This window comes from Colwellia piezophila ATCC BAA-637 (assembly GCF_000378625.1).
GTDB lineage: Bacteria > Pseudomonadota > Gammaproteobacteria > Enterobacterales > Alteromonadaceae > Colwellia > Colwellia piezophila.
Genome location: NZ_KB905171.1, coordinates 187,584 through 210,226 on the forward strand (window position 1 = coordinate 187,584; position 22,643 = coordinate 210,226).

The following is a 22,643-nucleotide window of genomic DNA, read 5'->3' on the forward strand; positions in this document are numbered from 1 at the left end:
TTACCGCTAAGCCTTTAGCGATAATACTCAAAAAAATCAGCTGGTTAATTGTTTTTGTGCATATGCAAACTTTAACCGGTATTCTGTTAACTTATGCTCTAGATCATTCATTTCTTCATTAAACTTATCATTCTGTGCACTATTATCAGTGATTAACTGATGATTCTCATCACGTAAAAACTTAATGGTTTCTCTAACTTTATCATTGTCTTTTTCTTGTTTATCACGATTATTATTAAAGCGAAGTAAGATGTTTTCTTGGCCATCTTGAGCTGTTTTAACTTGCTCATTTAGCACCGAAACTTCTTGCTGATATAGCTTTATATCCTGTTTCTCTGTTGTTATTTGCTTACTAAGTTGCTCATTTTCCCTACCTAATTCAATAATTTTTTCTTGCGCTATTACTTGTAATTGTTTTACCTGTTCAGCCGCACTGTTGATTGTTTGAATTTCATCAAGTTGATGCTGCTTTTCACTAATTGCCAGTTCATCTATTTTAGCCATTTGCCCTAAGTGCTCTTGGGCTTGTTGTTTGGCTTGCTCGTTTAATTGAGTAATTTGTTGTTGATGTTCTTGGCTTTGTTCTGCTACTTGCGCCACTAACTTCGCTATTTCCTCTTGATGTTTTTGCGCTGATTGCTCAGCTAACTGAGAAATTTGCGTTTGATGCTCTTGATTTTCTTGCTCTACTTGCTCATCTAATTGGGTAATATGCGCTAGGTGCTCTTGATTTGTTTGTGCTTCGTGCTCTGCTGATTTAGCAATTCCCTCATGATATTCCTGATTCTTTTTGGCTGCTTGTTCGTTCAAACTAGTAATTTTATCTTTATTTTGTTGTTCTGCTTGCTCAGCTAACTTAGTAGCTTGCTTTTGCTGTTCTTGAACTTTCTGTTCAGCTTGCTCATCTAATTGAGTAATATGCGCTTGATGCTCTTGGCTTTGTTGTGCTGCTTGTTCATGCAACTTAGTTATTTGCTCTTTATTTCTCTGTTCTGTCTGCTCAGCTAACTTAGCGGCTTGCTTTTGCTGTTCTTGTATTTTCTGTTCGGCTTGCTCATTTAGTTCAATAATATTTGCTTGATGCTCTTGGCTTTGTTGTGCTGCATGTTCATTCAACTTAGCGATTTTCGTTTCATGTTCTTGTATTGTTTTCTCGGTTTGTTCAGCTAACTTCACAATCTGTGCCTGATACTCTTGGCTTTGTTGCTCTCCTTGCTCATTCGACCTAGCTATTTTTGCTTGATGCTCTTGGCTTTGTTGTACTGCATGTTCATTCAACTTAGCGATTTGCGTTTCATGTTCTTGTATTGTTTTCTCGGTTTGCTCAGCTAACTTCACAATCTGTGCCTGATACTCTTGGCTTTGTTGCTCTCCTTGCTCATTCAACCTAGCTATTTGTGCTTGATGCTCTTGACTAATCTTCTCAGCCTGTGCATTTTTATTCTGCTCGGTATCTATTTGTTTTTGTGAGCCACTTAGCTGCTGCTGTAATTCAGCGTTACTGTCTTGCTCTTGATTAATCTGCTCGGTTAGCTGCACTATGATTGTCTGTAAGTCTTGTGAAACTTTATCACTGCCCTTAAGGGCCTCAGCTTGAGCGTGACTTGCTGTATTATTAGCATGTTGAAACTTTTCAGCAAACGCATCACTTTGTCGTAGTGCAGAAGCTGCCAGTTCTTTTTTAGCTTGCTTCAGTGCATTGGCATGCTGTAGTGAAGCTAACTCAGCTTGCTCTTTGGATTGGTTCAATTGCCCCATTAAACTAAGCTCTTGTTCTGTTAGCACCATGATACGGCCATTTAAGCCATCAACTTCTTGGCTTCTATCATTAAGCTTCTGTTCTATTGTTAACAATTTTTCTTCTAATTTATAATGACCACTCTGCTTTTCATCATACTGTAATGTTTTCTGCTGCTTTAAGTTAGCAACTTGTTGCTCGAGGCTTTCAATAGTTTCGGTATAATTAATGGTATTTTGAGTAAGCTCTACTTGGAAATGTTGTTTATTAACATCAATATCCGTTTGCTTGTCAGCTAGTGCATGTTTAAGTTGAGATACTTCATGCGCTAGCGCTTGCTCCTTTACCGAGGCATTTTTATTTTTTTGATCAGTATTATGGTTCGCTTGCTCTTTAACAACAGCAGTTATCAAATTCGTTAACGTATCTTCTACTTGAATGTAAACATCACTTGCTAAGCTTTGTATTTTCTCTTCAACGTCCTTAGAAAGTTTACTCTTATCGACCATATTCTTCTCATTATTATAAATCGCTACTACCTGTAAATTACCACAGGTATACCAGTACAGGAATATGAAAAGTTACTTTTTTTAACAAAATCGTATACACCAAGACAAAAAAAAGAGGCCGAAGCCTCTTTTTTAATATTTGTTGACTATAAAATCAAAAAGATTTTTTAGCTCTCAGTAGTCTCAGCTTGTGCTTCTTGCTTGGCTAATGGTTCAACTTTAATGCCGGTTACTTGTACTTCGTTATTTTGATTGCGCAGTTGTACTAAACGGTTAATTTGCGATAATGAGCCTAACATTGCATAAATAGGGACAAATAAGCCGCGTTTATGGAAATCTAAAACTTTATCTTCAGCTAACGATTTTACTTTATCTTCATTGATAGTGAAAAGTCCGGTAAGTTTTTTCTTCTCACCTGTGCTTAAATCAATTTTTAATTCTAGCTCTTGTAGTAAATCATTTTCTTCTAATTCTTTAATGAAGTTCTCTGTCATTTTTTCATTTTCGTATAAACGACCCAGAGAGTTTTGCACGTTAGTTAATAATTCAGATTCTTTACCCTCCGCTTCAAATAATGCCAGGTCTTTGTCTTCACCTACAAATTCACTATCTACGTCAATACAAACCGTTAATGTATTTTCTTTATCTGGATCTAAACCTAAAGAAAACGGTGCCATACCAATGCTTTGCGGTACAGATAAAGCAGACCATTTGTCATCTTGATAATATACATTTTCTCCTGACTCCAGACCTAACATAGCAACACTGCGGAAACGTGGTGAATCAGGATTTTTTACCAATACAATGGGAAAGCTTGCTGATGCTTGGGCGTATTCAGATGCTGTGACAGTGATAATATGTTGGTTAGCAACATGGGCTAAATTACGTTTTTGTGAAACTTTAAGATTTTGGTGTTTATCGGATTTAACTGCTACAAAGTTCGCCATGATATTGTCTCTTGTAAATGCTGTCGTAGAGCATATTTTTATAATTATTGTAATTGAACTATATTTTACCCGCTTGGGATAACTAGCATGTAATTACTGCGTTGTTATAAGTTATGGAGACACTTAATTCGCTTTCAATGCTAAACTGAATATTATTTGCTAAAAGGGATAAAAAAGCATGATGTTCTATAAAATATTTGCTTTTTTCATGGTGCTGTTATTTTCGCTTAATAGTCTAGCCATGCCTAAAATAGCGGTAAAACATCAACGTAATATTAAAGGTTTTGCTGAAATACAAGTTAGCAATGCCACCATGGAAAACTTAATCTGTCATGTCGCCATTGACGGTCATAAAATTCTGTTTCGCCTTAAAGCCATCGAAGTCTCTAAATGGTACGTCGCTACTGACATCCGCTTTAATCATACCCACTTCAGTGTTTGGTGTGACTATTTAAAATTACACCCTAACTATCAATAGGATTAACCTTCTTCAACCGGTGTAATTTTACCTTGGCAAAAATTTAATTGACGCTTTTATTGGCAATGGTTATTTATATATTTTAATATTTATCAAATTCCCTTTGTTGAGTCTGTTTTGAAATCATCTAGTCATACTGAAGTAAACGCTTTCGATCGCCCAATCATTGTATTAGCCAGCCCTCGCTCTGGTAGTACCTTATTTTATGAAACACTGGGCAAAGCAAAAGACTTATGGACTGTAGGTGGTGAAAGCCATGCCATCATTGAAGAAATCCCTGAATTCAGCACTATCTACAATGGCTCAATTTCTAATGAATTAACCGAAAATGATGGCACAACTCGAGCAATTGAAGTGCTACGAGAACGTTTTCAACAACAATTGCGCGATAGCAACAACCAAGCATATGATGAACAACAACTTAAACCGATCAGGTTTTTAGAGAAAACACCCAAAAATTCATTGCGAATTCGCTTCTTGAATAAAGTTTTTCCTGATGCAATTTTTGTTCATTTGATACGAGATCCTAAAGATAACATCAGTAGTATTATTGAAGGTTGGCGTTCTGGTCATTTTATAACTTACCCGCATTTGCCGGGTTTTAATAATCAATGGTCTTACCTTTTACCGCCAAAATGGGAGGCGTTAAAAGGCAAGCCTGTAGAAGAGATTGCAACTTTTCAATGGCAAACAGCAAATCAAGCCATTATCAATGACCTTAAACACATCCCCGAAAATAGACAATACACCATTAATTATCAAGATTTTCTGGATAATACTGGCGCCGTAATTAGTAAATTATGTCACTTTATTGGTATTGAATTTGACCCTGAATTACAACAGTACTGCAATAAACCTCTACCTTATTCTCAATATACACTGACCAAGCCTAAAGCAGATAAATGGCAAAAAAACAAAGCCTTATTAGCACCTCACATGCCGCAATTAACGCCACTAATTAACCAACTTAACGCTAACCTAACAAACTTTAGTGATTACCAAGTAGATAATATTATATGAAACTAGCCCATGAATTTTTCAAATTACCCCTAAGTTTTGATGTCGCTAAACTACAAGAAGAAGTTGCCCTTTTTTCCGCCAATGATTGGCATCAGCACCACGAAGGTTTCAAAGGCAATAGTGCTATTCCGTTGATCAGCGTTAATGGTGAAATAAATAATGACTTTACTGGCGAAATGTTAGCAACGAGCGCATTAAAGCAGAGCAAATATCTACAACAAGTTATTGCCTCTTTTGATGAAGTTTTCGGCCGTTCTCGATTAATGAAATTAGATGCTAGCTTTGAAGTACCCTTGCATTCAGATGTCAATTATCACTGGTATAAACGGGTAAGAATCCATATCCCAATAATCACTGATGCTGATGTTATCTTTCATTGCGGCGATAAAGCTGTTCATATGGCTGAGGGCGAGTGTTGGATTTTTGATACCTGGAAGCAGCACCGAGTGGTTAATAACTCAAGCAAAGATAGAGTTCACCTAGTCATAGATACGTTTGGCTCTAGCCAGTTTTGGCAAATGATCAATAAAGCATTTGTCCCATGGCACAGTCAAGCTGAAGAGCCCATCAAAAGCTTAGCTTATACGCCCGCAAGTAAAAGTCAGACACTAATGGAGAAGTATAACAATCCAATCGTAATGAGCCCTGGCGAATTAGACTTTATGCTGAATGAATTAACCGACGAAGTACAACAAGTCTCTTCAAATGATAGCGCTAATACACATAGGCTGATTGATATTTTACACGGTTTTAGCCAAAATTGGCGAAGGTTGTGGTCACTCTATGGCAATGAGAAAGTTGGTTGGCCGCATTATCATCAATGTAGGGATGGTACTTTTCATCAGGCTAAAGTGGTAGCCTCACAATTAAAAATATCTAACGACAGTAGCGCATTAGATATGTTGGCTCATTGTATTATAGTCCCCGCTCTCACCCCGCCAACAGGAAGGTAACAGCCCCGCTCGCTTAAACGGTTTTCTATTTAACCTGAACTCTGGTTAATGAATGTTATAACACTATGAAATTTAGGTAGTAAATTACACGTTATACACAATGATGTTAGTTTAGTCGTTATCAAGGCATTTTTACGTACCCAATAGCTGGCTATTGGTAGGAGAAATAACGCTGATAGCGGTTAAAATAGCTTTGTTGTGTAATATTGCTTATCCAGAACTCAGGTTATTTAATCTAGCAAGGCATTCGCTTGTTTAATAATACTCTCAAATCTTGGTAAAAATGGGGTCATACCTTGCTCATATTTCTGCCAAGAATTAACCGAACGTCTATTAATCGGTTGTTTCACCTGACTAACACTCGGGGTTAGTACCACGCGATCAGACTTATAAAAGGTCAAGCAATCTGCTTCAAACGTTAATTGACAATAATTGAGTAGCTTTCTGATCTCAGTTTCAGGATTTTCGGTTAAGCCTTCATAACTTAGGTGATAAATATCTTGGCCAAAGGTTTTTTTCCAATGATGCATCAGCGCAAGGTAACCTTGCCAATAACCCATAATGCCTTCCATCGAATAAGAATACTCATGACCACGGCTAAAGTATTGTTTAAAAACACTTAAGCCATTATCTAATGGGTTGCGGATAACATTAATAATTTTTGCATTCGGGAATAGCGCTTTGATTAAACCAATATGCAAAAAGTTATTAGGGTTTTTATCAATCACAATAGGTTGATAGTCAGTAAAATATTGTTGTACTTGATTACAGTAACTTTGTGAGTACTCTTGTCTTTTTTCATTGCTAAGTGCTTTTAATTGCGTAACGTAACCACCTGATTTCTCTAACTCAAGTCCGATACGTTCAATATATTGCAACTCATCGGTAGCCACCACTTTGGAGTGACTCGCTAATATTTGTTCAACCAAGGTAGTGCCAGAACGTGGCATGCCAACGATAAAGATAGGGGTGAAGTTTTCACAGGCTAAGGTTTTGGTAAAGGTATTATCAATGCCCCTTATCATGCTATTCACCAAACCGGCGAACAATTCCTGCTTAAAAGGGCGATAGCGAGCAAAGGTATTATTTGCCGCTGACATTTTTTTAAAGGCTAAAGCAAAGTCTTGTTGCTGCTCACACGCTCTGGCGAGAGCAAAGTTTAACAGCGCTTTATTACCAATATTGATACCTTCGTCAGCTAACAACTGCTCCATTTTGGCTTTGTCTTCGGCTAGAAAAGAAAAATCTTTCAAATCGGCCAGACTCCAGTAACCGACACCACATTGTGCTGGCGTTTCACTGACAAACTGTCGATAGTAGCTCACCGCCTTACTACTGTCGCCTTTCGCTTTATAAATATGACCTAAATTTAATGATAAATGTGGCAACTCATGATGATGACTTATACAGGTTAAAAATGATTGCTCGGCAAGTTCGATTTTTCCTGCGGCCATCGCAACGATGCCGTGCTTAAAGCGCATTGCTACATCACCATCGTATTGTTTTATATATAACTCTATTTGCGCGAGTAATTTGAAGTGTTCTTCTTGTGCCTCAAGCAATGAAATTAATAATAAGTGCTGCTCTTTTTTTGAAGCTATATCGGCAGATAATAAATCAAGAAATACACCAGCCTTGGCAAAATCTTGGCATCTAAGCTCTATGTTAAAGGCAAGTTCTAATAGCGCTTTATTATGGGTCAGGGTCTTTAATAAGACCGAAACCTTTTGCCTAGCCTCTAATATTTTGTTATTGGAAAATAGATTTTTGCATTGAATTATTAGGTTTTTATCACTTTGAGATAGTTCAGCTGACGCAGACTTCATTTTAGCTTCTTAGAGTTGACAAGGTTCACTTGGGAAATAATAGTATTTTACGTGGTTATGCTAAGCAACAAAAATTTATCTAAAGTGCGTACAAAGCCATGATAAATCGCCAGCTTGTTAAAATAGCTCAAGCTTTCACCATAAAAAACGGCGCCCTAAGGCACCGTTATATTTCCATTAAAGGCAATTAATTAGTATCGCTAACTAAGTCTTAGTTAACTCACTAAAACTTAATTTGTGCACCAAGGTAAACAAAACGACCTTCACAACCTGATATCCCTTCTAATTCATAGCCATCATTGGGTGTTACTGTGATTGCCACACTTTCACCTTCAGTGACCAGCATAGAATCGATGCTCGCGTTTCCTCCGTCACCAACATTGGTGCTAACTTTGAAGCTATCGACATCAAATGTTGGCTCTTCCTTATCAACCTCACAACCTACTAAATTACCTGCTACAAACATGCAGAATAGCGGTGTAGTAAACTTACCTTTTATTGCTGTTATTTTTTTATTCATTTTTATGCTCTCTATCTTGTTCAATGAGAATTATTGCAAAAGCTAAAGTTGTCGTTGATAGCAATAAAATTGCAATTGAAGTATCTTAAATTCTGCTGCTAACAAATGAATACCAAAGCGGTAACACTGATGATTTATCAACCAAAACCAGTGTTGAAAATTGCGAGGAAATAAACAAGATTAAAGAAATCGTTTATCAGTCTATTTTGTCTAGCCAATATCATTTATTAGTCTTTTTTACCTATTTACCTGATGTAGAGCAGGATAAAAGCATTATTTCTGCTGATAAATTAGGTATTATAGAAACTTAAAACGACGACACAAAACTCGTTATTAATAACAAAAAGTAAGTACGAATCTCTGGTGAAAGTGGCAAGATGAATATAGAAACTAAATGGCTAAAAGATTTTGTCGTGTTAGCACAAACCCGTAATTTTTCAAAAGCAGCGGCAATTAGACATGTAAGCCAACCCGCCTTTAGCCGCAGAATTAAAGCACTCGAGAGTAAACTTAACTGCAAAGTGGTCAATCGTTTACACCAACCGTTGCAATTGACCCTATCCGGTGAGATATTTTTAAAGCGCGCCGAAAACTTACTGATTGAGCTCGACTTACTCAGTGCCGAATTACAACAGCAAAACTTACGCACACCATTAGTGTTTTCTGCAACCCACACCTTATCAATTGGTGTTTTTCCATCCATTGTTGAGCACCTCAATAAACTGGAGTTCACTGTCGATACGCAACTTAAAATTGCCGATGCCGACGATTGCGCGAATTTACTTAAACATAAGCATTGTGATTATTTATTAGCCTTTAGCGATCCTTTGCTCGATGCCTTTCACCATGACTCTATTTTATTAAGCAAAGTGAAGTTATTACCTGTTTGTCTGGCAAACGAACAGGGTGAGCCTATCTATCAATTATCACAACCAAAAGGTGATGTACCGTATTTGGCTTACCAAGAAAATATTTACCTCGACCGTGTGGTCAGTAAATTACTTAAAGCAAAAGGCCAACAAGTTAACTTTAATAAAAGGCTAATGTCGCCCATGGCTGATAGCTTAAAAATGATGGCGTTAAAAGGTTTAGGCGTTGCTTGGATCCCTGAATTTAGCTTAGCGACAGAATTAGCCAGCCAACAATTAGTGGTAGCCGGCGATAAGCAATGGCAACCCGAATTATCATTAAGGTTATACCGCGCTAAAAAAACGCATAACAACCATTCGTTTCAAGAAAAAGTATGGTTACATTTCAATAACCTCAACTTGTAAGTCCAGGGGATTAGCAGCCTAAACTGTCATTATGCATAACTTGCATAACCACTCAGTTAAATCGGCATTGGTAATAAGTACTGGGAATTATTACCTTAGCGCCACTATTCATCAACCCGTAAAAATCATGTCAGCTAGCATCACTTCATTCAGTCCAACGACGATTTATCGTATAGAAAAAGATTTACTCGGCACTATGGAAATCCCTCAAGAGAGCTACCACGGAATTCAGACGCAGCGTGCGGTAAATAACTTTAAGTTATCCGGTAAAAAATTAACTCACTATCCTGAACTGATCAATGCCTTGGCATTGGTTAAATCTGCTTGTGCAACGGCTAATTTACAACAAAACTCGTTAGATGCAGTTAAAGCGAATAGTATTATCAAAGCGGCTGAAGAAGTTAACACCGGCCGATTTAATAACAGCTTTGATATTGACATGATTCAAGGTGGTGCAGGTACTTCAAGCAATATGAATATTAATGAAGTACTGGCAAATATCAGCCTAGAGCTACTAGGGCATGAAAAAGGCCAATACCAATATTTACATCCAAATACCGATGTAAATATGTCGCAATCAACCAACGATGTTTACCCAAGTTCGGTACGTTTAGCGGTATTACTTAATCAAGAGTCGTTATTAACTGCAGTCGAGCAATTGGTAGCAAGCTTTACCCATAAATCTAAAGAGTTCTCAGGTATATTAAAATTAGCCCGAACTCAGCTGCAAGATGCTGTACCTATGACCTTAGGTCAAGAATTTAAAGGCTTTGCTTCCACCCTTAGAGAAGATATCAAACTAATAAAAAACACCGGTAAACTACTAACAGAAATCAACTTAGGTGGTACAGCTGTTGGCACTGGCATCAATACTAAAAAAGGCTATGGCACTATCGCCATTAATAAATTATCTGAGCTAACCGGTATTGAGTTTTCCGAAGCAGAAGATTTAATTGAAGCCAGTTCAGACATGGGCGCCTTTGTTATTTACTCAGCAACATTAAAACGTTTAGCATTGAAATTATCAAAAATTGCTAATGACCTTAGATTATTAAGCATGGGGCCAAGAGCCGGTTTAAGTGAAATCAGCCTACCTGCGCGTCAACCTGGTAGCTCAATTATGCCCGGTAAAATTAATCCGGTAATTCCTGAAGCCGTTAGCCAATGTGCTTATCAAGTAATAGGTAACGATATGGCGATTACCATGGCAGCGGAAGCGGGCCAGTTACAATTAAATGCTATGGAACCATTAATTGCGGTGAACTTGCTTGATTCACAAAACTTGCTAACCAATGCCGTTAATATGTTTAACTTCTTATGTGTGACCGGCATTAAAGCCAATGAAAAACGCTGTAAAGAATTACTCGATAACAGCTTAGGGTTAGTGACTGCGCTTAATCCATACTTGGGTTATGAAACATCGACTAAAATAGCCAAAGAAGCGCTAACTAGCGGTGCTTCAATCATCACCTTAATAAAAGCACAAAAATTATTAACCGATGAACAACTCTCTGACATATTACAAGCAGAAAAAATGACTCAGCCGAGCGGGTAACCTTAGCTAATAACTTCGCTTCATGGTAGTAGATAAAAGAGGGTCAGCGTGTAGTGAACAATATTGCCGCTGACTCTCGTTCTTTAAACCTTATTTAAACACGGTAAAATTAGATTGCCGAAGATTTATCAGCATTTTTCTAGTAAACTAGCGCCGTTTTTCATTATCTTACGGACGCTTTATTTTGCATACTCTTGCTCAGCTTCGCTCTGGCGAACTCAACGGCATTAATCAGTTAAAACTATCTGAAAATCTAACTGAATTTCCACTAGAAATATTAACCTTGGCTGACAGTTTGGAAATTCTAGATTTGTCGAGTAATAACTTATCTTCACTACCCGAAGAGCTAGTGCAGCTAACTAAGTTAAAGATAATTTTCGCTTCGCAAAATAAATTCAGACACCTGCCCGAAGTTTTAGGGAAATTACCTAGATTAGAAATGGTGGGTTTTAAATCTAACCAAATAAAAGAAGTCGCGGCAAACTCACTACCCGCAAAATTACGTTGGTTAATTTTAACCGATAATAAAATTACAACCTTGCCAGACTCCTTGGGCGAACGACCGAGATTACAAAAACTTGCCTTAGCCGGTAATCGCCTAACGCAATTACCAAAAACATTAGCGCAAGCACATAATCTTGAACTGATACGAATCTCAGCGAATGAGTTAAGCGAATGTCCTGAGCAGTTATTAAATTTACCTAAACTAGCATGGTTGGCTTTTGCCGGTAATCCATTTTCTAAAGTCACCGACAACACGCTGAGCGCTAAAAAGTATGTACCTGAGCTATCTTCTACAGATTACACTTTAGAGCATGTCCTAGGGCAAGGCGCTTCTGGGGTGATTTCAAAAGCACATTGGAAAATGCCACAATCACAATTTCCAGCTGACATTGCCGTTAAGGTATTCAAGGGTGAAGTGACCAGTGATGGTTATCCAGAAGATGAATTACAAGCGTGTTTACAGGTAGGTAGTCACCCAAATTTAGTACAATCGTTAGCGCAGGTAAAAGAAGACTTAAACCCTGGAGGTAAGTACCTAGCACTGATCATGAATTTAATTCCTGCACATTATAAAAACCTAGGATTACCCCCTTGTTTTAACAGCTGTACTCGCGACACCTTCCCTAAGGGCTTTAGTTTACCTATTGCGATTATCGATAAAATAGTAAAACAAATGCAAGATGTTTTTAGCCATATGCATAACGCTAAAGTCTGTCATGGCGATTTATATGCCCATAATACTTTGTTTGATGACCAAGGTAACATCATTTTTGGCGATTTTGGTGCAGCGACAAGTTACCAAATGCTAACTCCAACACAGCAAATAAAAGTGCAACAAGTTGAGCACCGAGCACTAAATCATTTTATTGACGATTTATTAACTGTCTGTGCTTTGCAAGATAGAACAAGTGAAGCGTTTAAATTGTTGAAGGCGAAGATAAATAACATCGAAAACTTAAAGTACATTTAACTCCGCCGAAAAAGCATTATCACTACCAGAGCAGACTGTACTTTCGCCGGACATTAATTAACTATATACTTTTTAAGATAAATTATTAAAGCGCTCTAATTATTGTGGCGTTAACCGCTCGGCAGTGCTTGTGAGAATAGATAAAACTAAACTAAATACCCTTTTGCGTAGTGGTCTAAATCCTGAGATTAAGACCCGTAAGCAGCTTGCTGCACATTTAGCCTTAGATCCCACTTCGCTAACGCGCTGGTTTGCCACTAGAGATAGACTAGGTAACCCTAGATACCCAGTGGTACCTGATAGGCACGTCACTAAAATCCTTAAGCTTTTCAATTTAACTGCTGAAACACTGAGTTTTACTGAGGAAGAGTTTCGCCAGCATTGTTTTGATTTATCACTGCAAAACACTAAACATCAAGATGACATAGCAGAAAAGTCTGCCTTAAGGCTTGCTCAAGTCACAAAAAGAACATTAGCGATAGAGAATTATTCTAGTAAAAGATCCAACAAAAAACCGCTAATGATAGCCGCTACCCTGATATTTTTTGGCTTGGTTTGGCTTATTTTTAATCTTAATAACCTAGCTCACTGGTTCGCCCCGGTAACAAGTTCAAAAACCACCAGCAATGACAACAAATGCTGGACTGGTTTTGCATCCTCACTAGGGGATTATTCACAAGATGATGAGGCTGACCCTTGTCATTATAGTAAGTTACTACATAATGCCTTAGCCGAATTAAAAGCGGAAAATAATCGACCAACAAGAGTAGAATCTAGCGCAGATTTCGGCGCTTCTCAAAATTATATTACCTTCCTTTCTGAACAATTAGATCAACGTAGAATCAGTAATAAAATAACCCTCAATATTGAATTAGGTAAAAGAGCATTACGCAATAACAATTACCTCGCTGCTGAGTTGTACTTCCACACTGCGAGTAAAATATTGTTATATTCAAACAAAGAAAACCGGCAACTTAGCGCAGAGATTTCTGCTTACCAGAGCAAAATTAAAGCGGCCTTAAACTAGTTTACCAATAGATTTTTTACTCATTAATTACTTTTATCCTAGAAAATCCCATTAAATACTTATCTTCACCCTCAATAATCTCTTTTGTTGGCTTTTCACCTCTCTAGTACAAAATAACAGCGAAAACACCTAAAAATTGACACACAATTGGCCTTTTCAGCACTTTATTGTATAAAAAACAGTCTTTCATTGCCCAAAGTTAACCAAAAAAAGTACAACTAATTCATTTATTGGCACACATTGGGCCTTATTTAGCCGGTTTATTGTCCTTATAGTAAGCATCAAATGAAATCAGCAACTTGATAAAAATTATCGGTGCACTGAGGAGAACAAGATGAATGAAGCAATATTAACTAACACCAGAGATTTGAATATTTCGGCTGATAAAGTCTTAACGGGAGTAGGAAAGTTTTGGTTTCTGGTCGCATTTATTGGCCAATTTATCTTCGCCTTTTACATTATTACTTTTTATGGCACATCCGCAATAACAGGTAATTTTGAACTGTGGAATAGCGTCTTCCCCCGAGGTTATGTTGCCGGTGACATCGTTGGCAATATTGCCGTTGCTTCACATGTTATGTTTGCTGCCATTATTACCCTTGGTGGACCCTTGCAGCTTTTACCTCAAGTTCGTAATCGCTTTCCTAAGTTTCATCGGATAAATGGCCGAGTGTACATGATGGCCGCGTTCATTATGGCCCTTGGTGGTCTTTTTATGATGCTCACTCGAGGTGCTGTTGGCGCATTTATTACGCATGTCAGTCTGGCAATCAACGCCTTATTAATCCTAGTATTTGTCGTGCAGACGGTGCGGTATGCCATTGCCAGAAAAATTAATATTCACCGTCGCTGGGCCATTCGCTTGTTCTTGGTAGTCAGTGGTGTGTGGTTTTATCGTATCGGTTTAATGTTGTGGATGTTTATCCATGGCGGACCGGTAGGTTTTGATATGGCAACATTTTCGGGACCATTTTTGACTTTTCTCTCTTTTTCGACCTACCTACTGCCGCTATTTGTCTTCGAACTTTATGTGTGGGCCAAAGACAAAAGCGACACTTTTGGCAAAGTCGCCATGACAACGGGTCTGTTAATACTAACTGGTGCCATGGCTGTCGGCATATTTATAGCCGCTATGGGCATGTGGTTACCGCGTATCGCAAATGTATTAAATGGGTAACCTGGTAAGCGAAGTGACTAATAACAAACGAATTAAAGTGAGTAGTTATGAGAATTCCAGAAAAGAAATCAACACGATTCCCCTCGACTATCAAGATAGTGGTATTCATCTGCCTTGGTCTATTGGCCTTGGCTTGGAGTCGCATCAGTAACAGTAATACTGAGGTCGAAGTTGACCGAGCAGAGCTGATTATTGCCCAGGTAGAAAAAGGCGATTTAATTAGAGAAGTGCGGGCGCCAGGTACACTAGTGCCAATCGCGTTGAACTTTATTTCGGCTACGTCTAACGGTCGAGTAAAAGAAATAATACTTGAAGCCAGCGATGCTGTTGAGATTGGCACAGTTATCATGGTGTTAGAAAATCCGCAACTGAGCCAGGCCGTTGATGAAGCCAAGCTTGAGGTTGAAGTATTACAATCGGCTTATAACTCGCTGCAACACCGCTGGCAACAATCGAATCTCAAGCAGCGTATTGTCGTTGCTGATTATAGCGCCCGTTATCAGGTGACTAAATTGCGCAGAGAAGCCAATCAGAAACTATTAAATACCGGCGCAGTATCAAGCATTGCTTACGATGAATCATTGTTACTTGAGCAACAGCTGCAATTTCAGCATAAATTAGAATTAGAGTTATTGGATAGCTTACCCAAACTCAGGCAAGCAGAATTAGCCGCGGCGCAAGCTAAAACTAACAAAGCCACTCGGCAGTTATTATTACAAGAAAAATTAGCCGATGATCTTTACGTTAAAGCCACACGTGCTGGCATATTACAGGAGGTAAACTTACGTGAGGGAGAGCCCTTTAAAGTTGGCACTGTGCTCGCACGTATTGCTGAACAAGGTAATTTGAAAGCACAATTGCGGGTGCAGGAGAGTCAGGTGAAAGAAGTACTCAAGGGACAAACAGTGGTCTTATCTGCCGGCGGTAAATCAGCTAAGGGTGTAGTCAAACGGATCAATCCCTCAGTAAAACAAGGCGTGGTGATAGTCGATGTGTACTTTACCGATCAGGCCTTAGCCGGTGCTCGTCCAGATTTACGTATCGACGGGGTGATTGAATTAGAACATCTAAAGGGTGTCTTAAAAATAACGCGGCCAGTATTCAGCCAAGAATATTCAACAAGCAGTCTATTTGTGCTTAATAAAGCACAAAACATGGCAGAGCGGAAACAAGTAAACTTTGGCCGCAGCTCCGTTGATGTTATCGAAATATTGTCTGAGTTAAAGCTAGGCGATCAGGTGATAGTGTCTTCAACCAATAAATACCATAAACTTACCAAGATAGCGTTACGTTAGCCGGCAAATGCTATAACCAAATGAATAAGGATAAAGCTTTAATGCAAACACTGATAGAAGACATTCAAGTTGCTTGGCGCAGTTTCGTAAAAACTCCCGCGGTTTGTGCACTGATAGTGATCACCTTAGCTTTAGGCATAGGTGCCAATGCGGCAATCTTTAGCATGGTACATAATGTGCTTTTAGCGCCGCTGCCCTTTGCCGATGGCGAGCAGCTCATTAAGGTTAAAACCAATAACCCGAAAATAGACCGCTTTGATGTCACTGTGTCTGTGCCTACGGCCTTAGACTATATCAATAAAAATAAAAGCCTAGAGCACCTTGTTGAATATCACCAAATGGCCTTTACCCTATTTGGTTATGGTGATGCCGCTAATGTAGAAGGTGGCGTGGTCAGTTGGAACTTTTTTGAAATGCTGGGCATTCGACCTATTTTGGGGCGAACTTTCTTACCGGGAGAAGATGAACCTGGCGCCAAAGCACTTATTGTTTTATCCCATCATTATTGGCGAGAAAAATTTGGCAGTAATCCTGATGTCATTGGTATGAACTTGGAAATGAATGACGCTGTCATTCAGGTTATTGGTGTCTTACCGCCATTGCCAGCCTACCCTTTTAAAAATGATATCTGGATGGGTTCATCCTCCTGTGGTGGCAGAGGCAGCGATATGTTTATTGGTAACCGCTCAAGACCTATTTCAAACTTGTACGGTAAGCTCAAACCCGGTGTCAGCTTGCAAACTGCCAGCCTTGAATTCAATACTATCGCAAGCCAATTAGCGTCAGAATATCCCGATGATTACCCGCAAAGCCAAGGTTTAAGTAATACCCTTACCCCTATGCGTGTTGATATGGCCGGGGATTCAGGACCGACGTTTTATTTATTGATGGGCATTACCGCACTGGTATTACTTATTGCCTGTGCCAATGTAGCTAATCTAAACCTGGCACGTACCGCAGCGCGTAAGCAGGAATTAGCGATTCGTGAAGCGTTGGGCGCTGATCCAAGACGTATTGCCAAACAACTATTAACGGAAAGTATCCTATTATCGTTGGCTGGCGGCTTACTCGGTTTATTACTGGCCTTTATGAGTGTTGGTTTATTATCTGACTTTGCTGCTCTTTATACTCCCCTAGCCAGTGAAGTAAAAATCAATGGCAGTGTTTTAGCTTTTTGTCTTTTGGTGTCATTGTTTACTGGTGTTATTAGTGGCACAACGGCAGCCTTTCAAAAGCGCAATATTAACGAAGCATTAAAAGAAGGCAGCGGCAATATCACCGCCAGCGGTAGCAGCATACGTTTACGACAAGGTTTGCTGGTGGCACAGTTTAGTTTGTCATTTATTATTTTAACCAGTGCTTGCTTGGTCAGTTTAAGTCTGTATCGGTTAAGCCTGCAAGATACCGGCTTTGATACCACCAATATAGTTGCCGTTGATTTATCAACCAGCCCTGAAAACAGGACTCAGTTTGCCTTAGATACTGTCAGACGTTTACAAGCACTGCCTGAAATAGACAGTGTCGCTTTTGCTGCACAAATACCCCTAGTAGACTTTCGAGATAAACGACGTTTTTTCCAAATAGAAGGTCAACCGCCCGCGCATAGTGATGAAAGGCCAGAAGCATTAAAAAATGAGGTATCGGCAAACTTTCATCAAGTACTTAATATTGGCTTATTGCAAGGACGTTATTTTAGTAACACCGATGATAAAGATAGCCCCGCCGTTATCCTGATCAATCAAAGCTTTGCCCAACAACATTTTAACCAGAAAACGGCTGTTGGTAAGCGCATATCCCTGAACAACGGCAAAACGTGGCGCACCATAATTGGCGTGGTTGATGATGTGCGTGAAATGGGTATTAAAATAGCACCTAAACCGACCTTTTATGTGCCTTGGATATCCGGCTGGCACTATGAATTACAGCTATTGGTCAAAAGCAAAGCGACGCTAGCCGATATTAGGCCAGCGCTGAGCAACATCATACATGCCGTTGACCCTCGACAGCCTATTGCCAGTATTACTAGCTTTACCTTGATTAAAGATAATTCCTTGGCTTCCACCAAGCTGGTTGGTTTATTGGTAGCTATCTTTGCCTTATTAGCCTTTTTGATTACCTTAAGTGGTGTGGTGGGCGTGGTCGCCTATAACGTTAGTCAGCGTAGCAAAGAAATAGGGATTCGCGTAGCGTTGGGTGCAAACCCTAATCGAATACAAGCACTCTTCGCCTTACAAGGTCTGTTTTTATGTGGTCTAGGGTTAGTGATTGGTGCGTTGATCATGGCATTTGTTTCACCTCTGCTTGCTAGCGTACTTTTTGAAACCGAGTCACTTAATTTACCTATCTACTTACTGACAGCCATAGTGGTTTTACTGGTGACCGCACTCGCTATATATATGCCAACTAGACAAGCCACCCTGATTCAACCGAATCAGGCTTTGCGTGAGCAATAAATCAAAACGATATGAGCGAATAAGTTAACAATAAAATTATTCCAATAGCTATGGAAATGGGAAAAAACATGAACACTAATACAAACAAAAACATAAGCGAACAACCGCTGATCATACTAGAGTCATTAACAAAAGATTTTACTACCGATGCCGGTATTAACAGCGCCATTAAAGATGTAAATTTAACCATAAATGCTGGTGATTACATCAGCATAGCCGGCCCTTCTGGCTGTGGTAAATCAACCTTGCTTTCTATTTTAGGCTTATTAGATACCTCAACCAGTGGCCAGTATTTGTTAAATGGCCATCACGTACATGATTTAGATGTATATCAAAGAGCTGAAATTCGTAACCGAGAAATCGGCTTTATTTTTCAAGCATTTAATCTGATCGGGGATTTAACCGTACTAGAAAATGTCGCCTTACCTTTGTCCTATCGAAAAATGAAAAAAGCGGAAAGAATGGAAATAGCGATGCATTCATTAGAGAAAGTAAACATGGCCGAACGAGCTAAATTTTACCCTGCACAACTTTCCGGCGGTCAGCAACAGCGTGTTGCCGTTGCCAGAAGCCTAGTCGTTGACCCTTCTATTTTGCTGGCTGATGAACCTACGGGTAATTTAGACTCAGTCAATGCGGGTGTCATTATGGACTTATTTGATGAATTAAATGAAGAAGGTCGCACCATTTGTATGGTGACCCACGACACCAGATTTGCTAAACGCAGTCGAAGAATAGTGCAGTTAAACGATGGTGTTTTGTGCTAAAAGACTAAGCCTATTTGATCACTACATTAAGAGTACGACCAATGATGACCCAAGCCAACTAACTAACTAACTAACTATTTCAAGCCTAAATTAGCAAGGACTACTTTATGTTGTTTTTTCATATTATTGCCGGAGTCTTAGTACTTCTCTGTGGTTTCACTGCCTTATTTTCTGGTAAAGGGCTAAAGCTTCACAAACAGGCCGGTAATATATTTTTTATTGCCATGGTCACTTTATCGTTGAGTGCTGCTTATCTGGAAGTTAAGTTAGGCGACTTTCCAATTATGGGAGTGCTATCACTATATTTTGCTAGTACTTCTTGGGCATCGGTTAAACGTCAAGCCGGAAAAATTGGACGATTCGAATATGCTGCCTTTTTTTGCATTAGTATAGTCGCCATTACGTTTTATAAATGGGCTTGGGATATCACTTATAATGGCCAAGTATTAGAAGGGACCTTGCCATTAGCTGGATATTTTATCTTCGGAACATTTGCGGCCTTTGCAGCAACTTTGGATTTAACGATGCTAATACGAGGAGGGGTTATCGGCTCTCATCGTATAGCTCGCCACCTTTGGCGCATGTGTTTCGCATTTATAATGGCCATTCTATCATTTTTAGACCAAGACATATTTCCTGATTTTATTGTAGATACAGGTTTGCTTTGGTTAACACTGTTATTACCTTTATTGATGATGTTTTACTGGCTGTTGCGCTTGCCGTTTAACCATTGGAAAAAGCGAGAACCATCCTATTAATAAAGGGCAGTTAAGCTGATAACCGACAAAATAAAAAGCCTGTAGACTAACACCGTTATAATTTTATCTGTAACAACAGATAACCTAGGTCGGTATTGTGTCGAGCAGGCAACATTTTCAGGTGAAAAATTGCAGAATAATAAGACTAAGAACATCAATAAGTTGTCCATTTATCTATCGATAATATTCATCGGAATAATAACCGTCGCCTACTTTAACGGCCAACTGCCTCCGCAAATTTTATGGCTTTACTTAGGAGCGAGTACTATTAGCTTTTTCGCTTATGCCTTAGATAAATCTAGAGCTAAGCGAGGCAAGTGGCGAATACCCGAAAACACCTTACATTTACTTGCCTTGATCGGTGGTTGGCCGGGTGCGGCAGTGGCCCAAGAAATACTCAGACATAAATCTAAAAAAGTACCATTTCGAGCGGCCTTTTGGCTGACGGTAATTGCCAATACAGTGGCCTTAACTTGGTTAATGACACCGCAAGCACAATCATTTTTAACTTTTTTTCCTAGTGAATACGGCTGACACGGAGCAAGATAAAAGCAGTGAAGTGTTTAAGCTGTTGAAATAGCGTGTTAGCCATTAACAATGGTATAAAAAAAGCGTGCAGATGAATATCTACACGCTTTTTTAAGTTAAGTTTAGGTAACTAAACTAGCTAAACTTTGAACTGATTAACCACTGTAGTCAGATTTTCCGAATAGGTTTGCAAACCCTGCAAACCATCACGCATTTCTGCGGCGCCTTGCACAGTATCTTCAGTCAACGCTCTGACATTTTCGATGTTTTTCGATACCTCTTCGGCAACGACTGATTGCTGAGTAACCGCTAGGGCAATTTCTTGTGTTTGGCTTTTAATATTAGTGATAACACCGGTGATTTCAGTTAATACACCCTGCACTTGCTCAGTCAATTCAACACTAGACTGCGCTTCGGCTCGGCTACTCTCCATCACTGTCACCGCTTTTGAAGCTGTCGTTTGTAGTTCATCAATAATTTTTTCGATACTCGCCGTTGATTCTTGTGTACGAGAGGCTAAGGTTCTCACTTCATCGGCAACCACAGCAAAACCTCGGCCTTGTTCACCGGCTCGTGCCGCTTCAATGGCAGCGTTTAAGGCTAATAAATTAGTTTGATCGGCAATACCACGAATCACACTCAACACTTCACCAATACTCTGGCTATCTTCTTTGAGCTTATTAACCACAATTGCTGCGGAACTTATATTTTCAGCTAACTTGTTGATACCGGCAGTAGCTTGATTAACCACCGACGCCCCTTGAGCCACTTGAGTTTCAGCATTATTGGCCAACTCTTGCGATAAATTAGCGTTATAAGATATTTCACTACTATTTTGTGCTAATTCATTCGCCGAAGTGGCAACCAAAGCAATTTCTTGCTTTTGCTCGGCAATAATGTCGATAGTTTGCTTACTGATAGAGGAAGCAATAGTGGTCGATTGCCCTACTTCGGCAGTAATCACCACGGTTTCTTTCACCAAAGCTTGAATTTTATCAATGAAGGTATTGAATTCTGTTACTAATTGACCAATTTCATCATTTTTAAGCGGCTCAATACGCTTAGTCAAATCACCATCACCTTCAGCGATATCATGCATGGTGTTCTGTAAACGAGTGATCCGTTTAGTTAGCGGTAAGACCATCACATAAACAACCACGGCGATTAAGCCAATGATAATGAAAACGATAAAACTTGATGACCAAAAAGCCTGAGTCACGGGGTCAGAAATAAGTTTTTCTGGCACCATAAAACCTAACTTCCAGTTCATTTTAGGAAAGTCACTCTTAACCTGATTAAAGACTACTTTATACGGTTCACCTTGCCACTCAACACTGCCGATGCCTGACGCGCTATTCAAGGCGAGGTTCTGTAATTGAGTAAAGCCAGACGCATGGTTAAATTTAGCGTCTATGTCTTGCATCAAATCACCTGGCGAGAAACTAGTATTAAAACCAGGGAAAAACACCAATTTACCGGTATCTGTCATTAAAAAAGCTTCACCTTCGCCTTGGTATTTAATTTTAGAGAGTAAATCTTTACCTATGGTGGAAATTAAAATATCAATACCACCGATGCCCAATAGTTTGCCATTAGGTAAGTAATAAGGGCCGGTTACGGTCGCTGAAATTGAACCATCATTATTATCCACGGCAGGATCGGTAACATACATCTGCCCTTGGTTTAGACCATTAGTCCACCAAGGTCTTTGATTGGTGTAATAGTCTGCGTCAGTATAACGACCATTTAAGTCGAAATATTCATGAGTATTTTCACTACCAAAAAAGACACTTTTAATGGCAGCATCTTCTGTGGAGAAAAAATTGAAATATTCAGTCACTTGTTGATATTGTTTATTGTTATCAATGTTTGCAAGTCGTTGGTCATAGGTAGAAAACCAGTCGATAACTTGCGGACTGGCAAAAACACTGTGGACTATTTGTCCTTTGGCTTCAAAAAATCCACGTACTTCTGCCGATTGCAGTTTAACTATATCTTCAATTGAGCTGGTGATTTGCTGTCGAGTATTATCACTTACATTAGAAAGAATAAAAAAGGAGGTAATAATAAGTAATAACGCGACTGCGCCTGAAATGCCAGCAACTAACTGACGCATAATAGAACGGCTTATAAAATTAAACATGAACTTCCTACGGCTTGATGGTGTTGAACAGGTATTAGCTTTCATTATCTTAGATCAAAATTTTGATTTTGAGCAGATAAAAACTGTATCACGGCACGAATGAATTGGCTATGCACCGATATCCCCTCTATGCCTTTTAAATCTCGCTGAGTAGCAATATTCCGCCTTAAAGCACTTTGCTATGAAAATGGTGCGAATAAT

General features: G+C 39.2%; 18 protein-coding genes. 13 read left to right on the plus strand and 5 right to left on the minus strand.

What is annotated here, in order from left to right; genetic code table 11:
• Window positions 1–36 precede the first annotated feature (36 nt).
• Together F580_RS0118985 and F580_RS0118990 are read right to left on the minus strand one after the other, a co-directional pair.
• Window positions 37–2,247: a coiled-coil domain-containing protein gene (locus F580_RS0118985; protein ID WP_019029334.1), complete on the minus strand. Its 2,211-nt coding sequence runs from the start codon at window positions 2,245–2,247 to the stop codon at window positions 37–39.
• Between the two features lie 167 nt (window positions 2,248–2,414).
• Window positions 2,415–3,194: a SapC family protein gene (locus F580_RS0118990; protein ID WP_019029335.1), complete on the minus strand. Its 780-nt coding sequence runs from the start codon at window positions 3,192–3,194 to the stop codon at window positions 2,415–2,417.
• A gap of 178 nt (window positions 3,195–3,372) precedes the next feature.
• Between F580_RS0118990 and F580_RS0118995 the strand changes: the two genes are divergently transcribed.
• The 3 genes from F580_RS0118995 (at window position 3,373) to F580_RS0119005 (ending at window position 5,645) form a co-directional block, all read left to right on the plus strand.
• Window positions 3,373–3,672: a hypothetical protein gene (locus F580_RS0118995; protein WP_019029336.1), complete on the plus strand. Its 300-nt coding sequence runs from the start codon at window positions 3,373–3,375 to the stop codon at window positions 3,670–3,672.
• Between the two features lie 117 nt (window positions 3,673–3,789).
• Entirely contained in the window at window positions 3,790–4,692 is a 903-nt protein-coding gene (locus F580_RS25010) for a sulfotransferase family protein (RefSeq protein ID WP_019029337.1), read from the plus strand.
• Entirely contained in the window at window positions 4,689–5,645 is a 957-nt protein-coding gene (locus F580_RS0119005; RefSeq protein WP_019029338.1) for an aspartyl/asparaginyl beta-hydroxylase domain-containing protein, read from the plus strand. Before F580_RS25010 ends, F580_RS0119005 begins: the two co-directional genes overlap by 4 nt.
• Before the next feature lie 230 nt (window positions 5,646–5,875).
• Here the strand turns inward: F580_RS0119005 and F580_RS25015 are convergent, their stop codons facing one another.
• Window positions 5,876–7,471 carry a tetratricopeptide repeat-containing sulfotransferase family protein gene (locus tag F580_RS25015; RefSeq protein ID WP_019029339.1) on the minus strand — a complete coding sequence of 532 codons (1,596 nt, stop codon included), beginning with the start codon at window positions 7,469–7,471 and terminating at the stop codon, window positions 5,876–5,878.
• Window positions 7,472–7,694: 223 nt separating this feature from the next.
• Window positions 7,695–7,991 (minus strand): InlB B-repeat-containing protein, encoded by a 297-nt coding sequence (locus F580_RS0119015; protein WP_019029340.1) that lies wholly within the window; start codon window positions 7,989–7,991, stop codon window positions 7,695–7,697.
• 377 nt (window positions 7,992–8,368) lie between these two features.
• Between F580_RS0119015 and F580_RS0119020 the strand changes: the two genes are divergently transcribed.
• From F580_RS0119020 to F580_RS25020, 10 genes are all read left to right on the plus strand, one after another.
• Window positions 8,369–9,265 (plus strand): LysR family transcriptional regulator, encoded by an 897-nt coding sequence (locus F580_RS0119020; RefSeq protein ID WP_019029341.1) that lies wholly within the window; start codon window positions 8,369–8,371, stop codon window positions 9,263–9,265.
• Between the two features lie 31 nt (window positions 9,266–9,296).
• The gene (locus tag F580_RS0119025; protein ID WP_019029342.1) at window positions 9,297–10,820 is read left to right on the plus strand and encodes an aspartate ammonia-lyase; all 1,524 of its coding nucleotides are present in this window, start codon (window positions 9,297–9,299) and stop codon (window positions 10,818–10,820) included.
• A 184-nt stretch (window positions 10,821–11,004) separates the two neighbouring features.
• Window positions 11,005–12,294 (plus strand): leucine-rich repeat-containing protein kinase family protein, encoded by a 1,290-nt coding sequence (locus tag F580_RS0119030; protein WP_019029343.1) that lies wholly within the window; start codon window positions 11,005–11,007, stop codon window positions 12,292–12,294.
• A 130-nt stretch (window positions 12,295–12,424) separates the two neighbouring features.
• Entirely contained in the window at window positions 12,425–13,321 is an 897-nt protein-coding gene (locus F580_RS0119035) for a hypothetical protein (protein WP_019029344.1), read from the plus strand.
• 334 nt (window positions 13,322–13,655) lie between these two features.
• The gene (locus F580_RS0119040) at window positions 13,656–14,498 is read left to right on the plus strand and encodes a DUF2306 domain-containing protein (protein ID WP_019029345.1); all 843 of its coding nucleotides are present in this window, start codon (window positions 13,656–13,658) and stop codon (window positions 14,496–14,498) included.
• A gap of 47 nt (window positions 14,499–14,545) precedes the next feature.
• On the plus strand, window positions 14,546–15,793 hold the full coding sequence (locus F580_RS0119045; RefSeq protein WP_083927024.1) for an efflux RND transporter periplasmic adaptor subunit: 1,248 nt from the start codon (window positions 14,546–14,548) through the stop codon (window positions 15,791–15,793).
• A 41-nt stretch (window positions 15,794–15,834) separates the two neighbouring features.
• Window positions 15,835–18,246 (plus strand): ABC transporter permease, encoded by a 2,412-nt coding sequence (locus tag F580_RS0119050; protein WP_169338325.1) that lies wholly within the window; start codon window positions 15,835–15,837, stop codon window positions 18,244–18,246.
• A 68-nt stretch (window positions 18,247–18,314) separates the two neighbouring features.
• Window positions 18,315–19,013: an ABC transporter ATP-binding protein gene (locus F580_RS0119055; RefSeq protein WP_019029348.1), complete on the plus strand. Its 699-nt coding sequence runs from the start codon at window positions 18,315–18,317 to the stop codon at window positions 19,011–19,013.
• A 107-nt stretch (window positions 19,014–19,120) separates the two neighbouring features.
• Entirely contained in the window at window positions 19,121–19,771 is a 651-nt protein-coding gene (locus tag F580_RS0119060) for a hypothetical protein (RefSeq protein WP_019029349.1), read from the plus strand.
• A 129-nt stretch (window positions 19,772–19,900) separates the two neighbouring features.
• On the plus strand, window positions 19,901–20,305 hold the full coding sequence (locus F580_RS25020) for a DUF1294 domain-containing protein (RefSeq protein ID WP_019029350.1): 405 nt from the start codon (window positions 19,901–19,903) through the stop codon (window positions 20,303–20,305).
• A 133-nt stretch (window positions 20,306–20,438) separates the two neighbouring features.
• Here F580_RS25020 and F580_RS0119070 read toward each other — a convergent pair whose 3' ends face one another.
• Window positions 20,439–22,442, minus strand: a complete 2,004-nt coding sequence (locus F580_RS0119070; RefSeq protein WP_019029351.1) for a methyl-accepting chemotaxis protein — start codon at window positions 22,440–22,442, stop codon at window positions 20,439–20,441.
• Window positions 22,443–22,643 lie beyond the last annotated feature (201 nt).

Coding starts and splice junctions, on each gene's coding strand:
- F580_RS0118985 (WP_019029334.1), bottom strand. CDS start 2,247: ATGGTCGATAAGAGTAAACTTTCTAAGGACGTTGAAGAGAAAATACAA.
- F580_RS0118990 (WP_019029335.1), bottom strand. CDS start 3,194: ATGGCGAACTTTGTAGCAGTTAAATCCGATAAACACCAAAATCTTAAA.
- F580_RS0118995 (WP_019029336.1), top strand. CDS start 3,373: ATGATGTTCTATAAAATATTTGCTTTTTTCATGGTGCTGTTATTTTCG.
- F580_RS0119020 (WP_019029341.1), top strand. CDS start 8,369: ATGAATATAGAAACTAAATGGCTAAAAGATTTTGTCGTGTTAGCACAA.
- F580_RS0119060 (WP_019029349.1), top strand. CDS start 19,121: ATGTTGTTTTTTCATATTATTGCCGGAGTCTTAGTACTTCTCTGTGGT.
- F580_RS0119050 (WP_169338325.1), top strand. CDS start 15,835: ATGCAAACACTGATAGAAGACATTCAAGTTGCTTGGCGCAGTTTCGTA.
- F580_RS0119040 (WP_019029345.1), top strand. CDS start 13,656: ATGAATGAAGCAATATTAACTAACACCAGAGATTTGAATATTTCGGCT.
- F580_RS25015 (WP_019029339.1), bottom strand. CDS start 7,471: ATGAAGTCTGCGTCAGCTGAACTATCTCAAAGTGATAAAAACCTAATA.
- F580_RS0119015 (WP_019029340.1), bottom strand. CDS start 7,991: ATGAATAAAAAAATAACAGCAATAAAAGGTAAGTTTACTACACCGCTA.
- F580_RS0119045 (WP_083927024.1), top strand. CDS start 14,546: ATGAGAATTCCAGAAAAGAAATCAACACGATTCCCCTCGACTATCAAG.
- F580_RS0119055 (WP_019029348.1), top strand. CDS start 18,315: ATGAACACTAATACAAACAAAAACATAAGCGAACAACCGCTGATCATA.
- F580_RS0119005 (WP_019029338.1), top strand. CDS start 4,689: ATGAAACTAGCCCATGAATTTTTCAAATTACCCCTAAGTTTTGATGTC.
- F580_RS0119070 (WP_019029351.1), bottom strand. CDS start 22,442: ATGTTTAATTTTATAAGCCGTTCTATTATGCGTCAGTTAGTTGCTGGC.
- F580_RS0119025 (WP_019029342.1), top strand. CDS start 9,297: ATGCATAACTTGCATAACCACTCAGTTAAATCGGCATTGGTAATAAGT.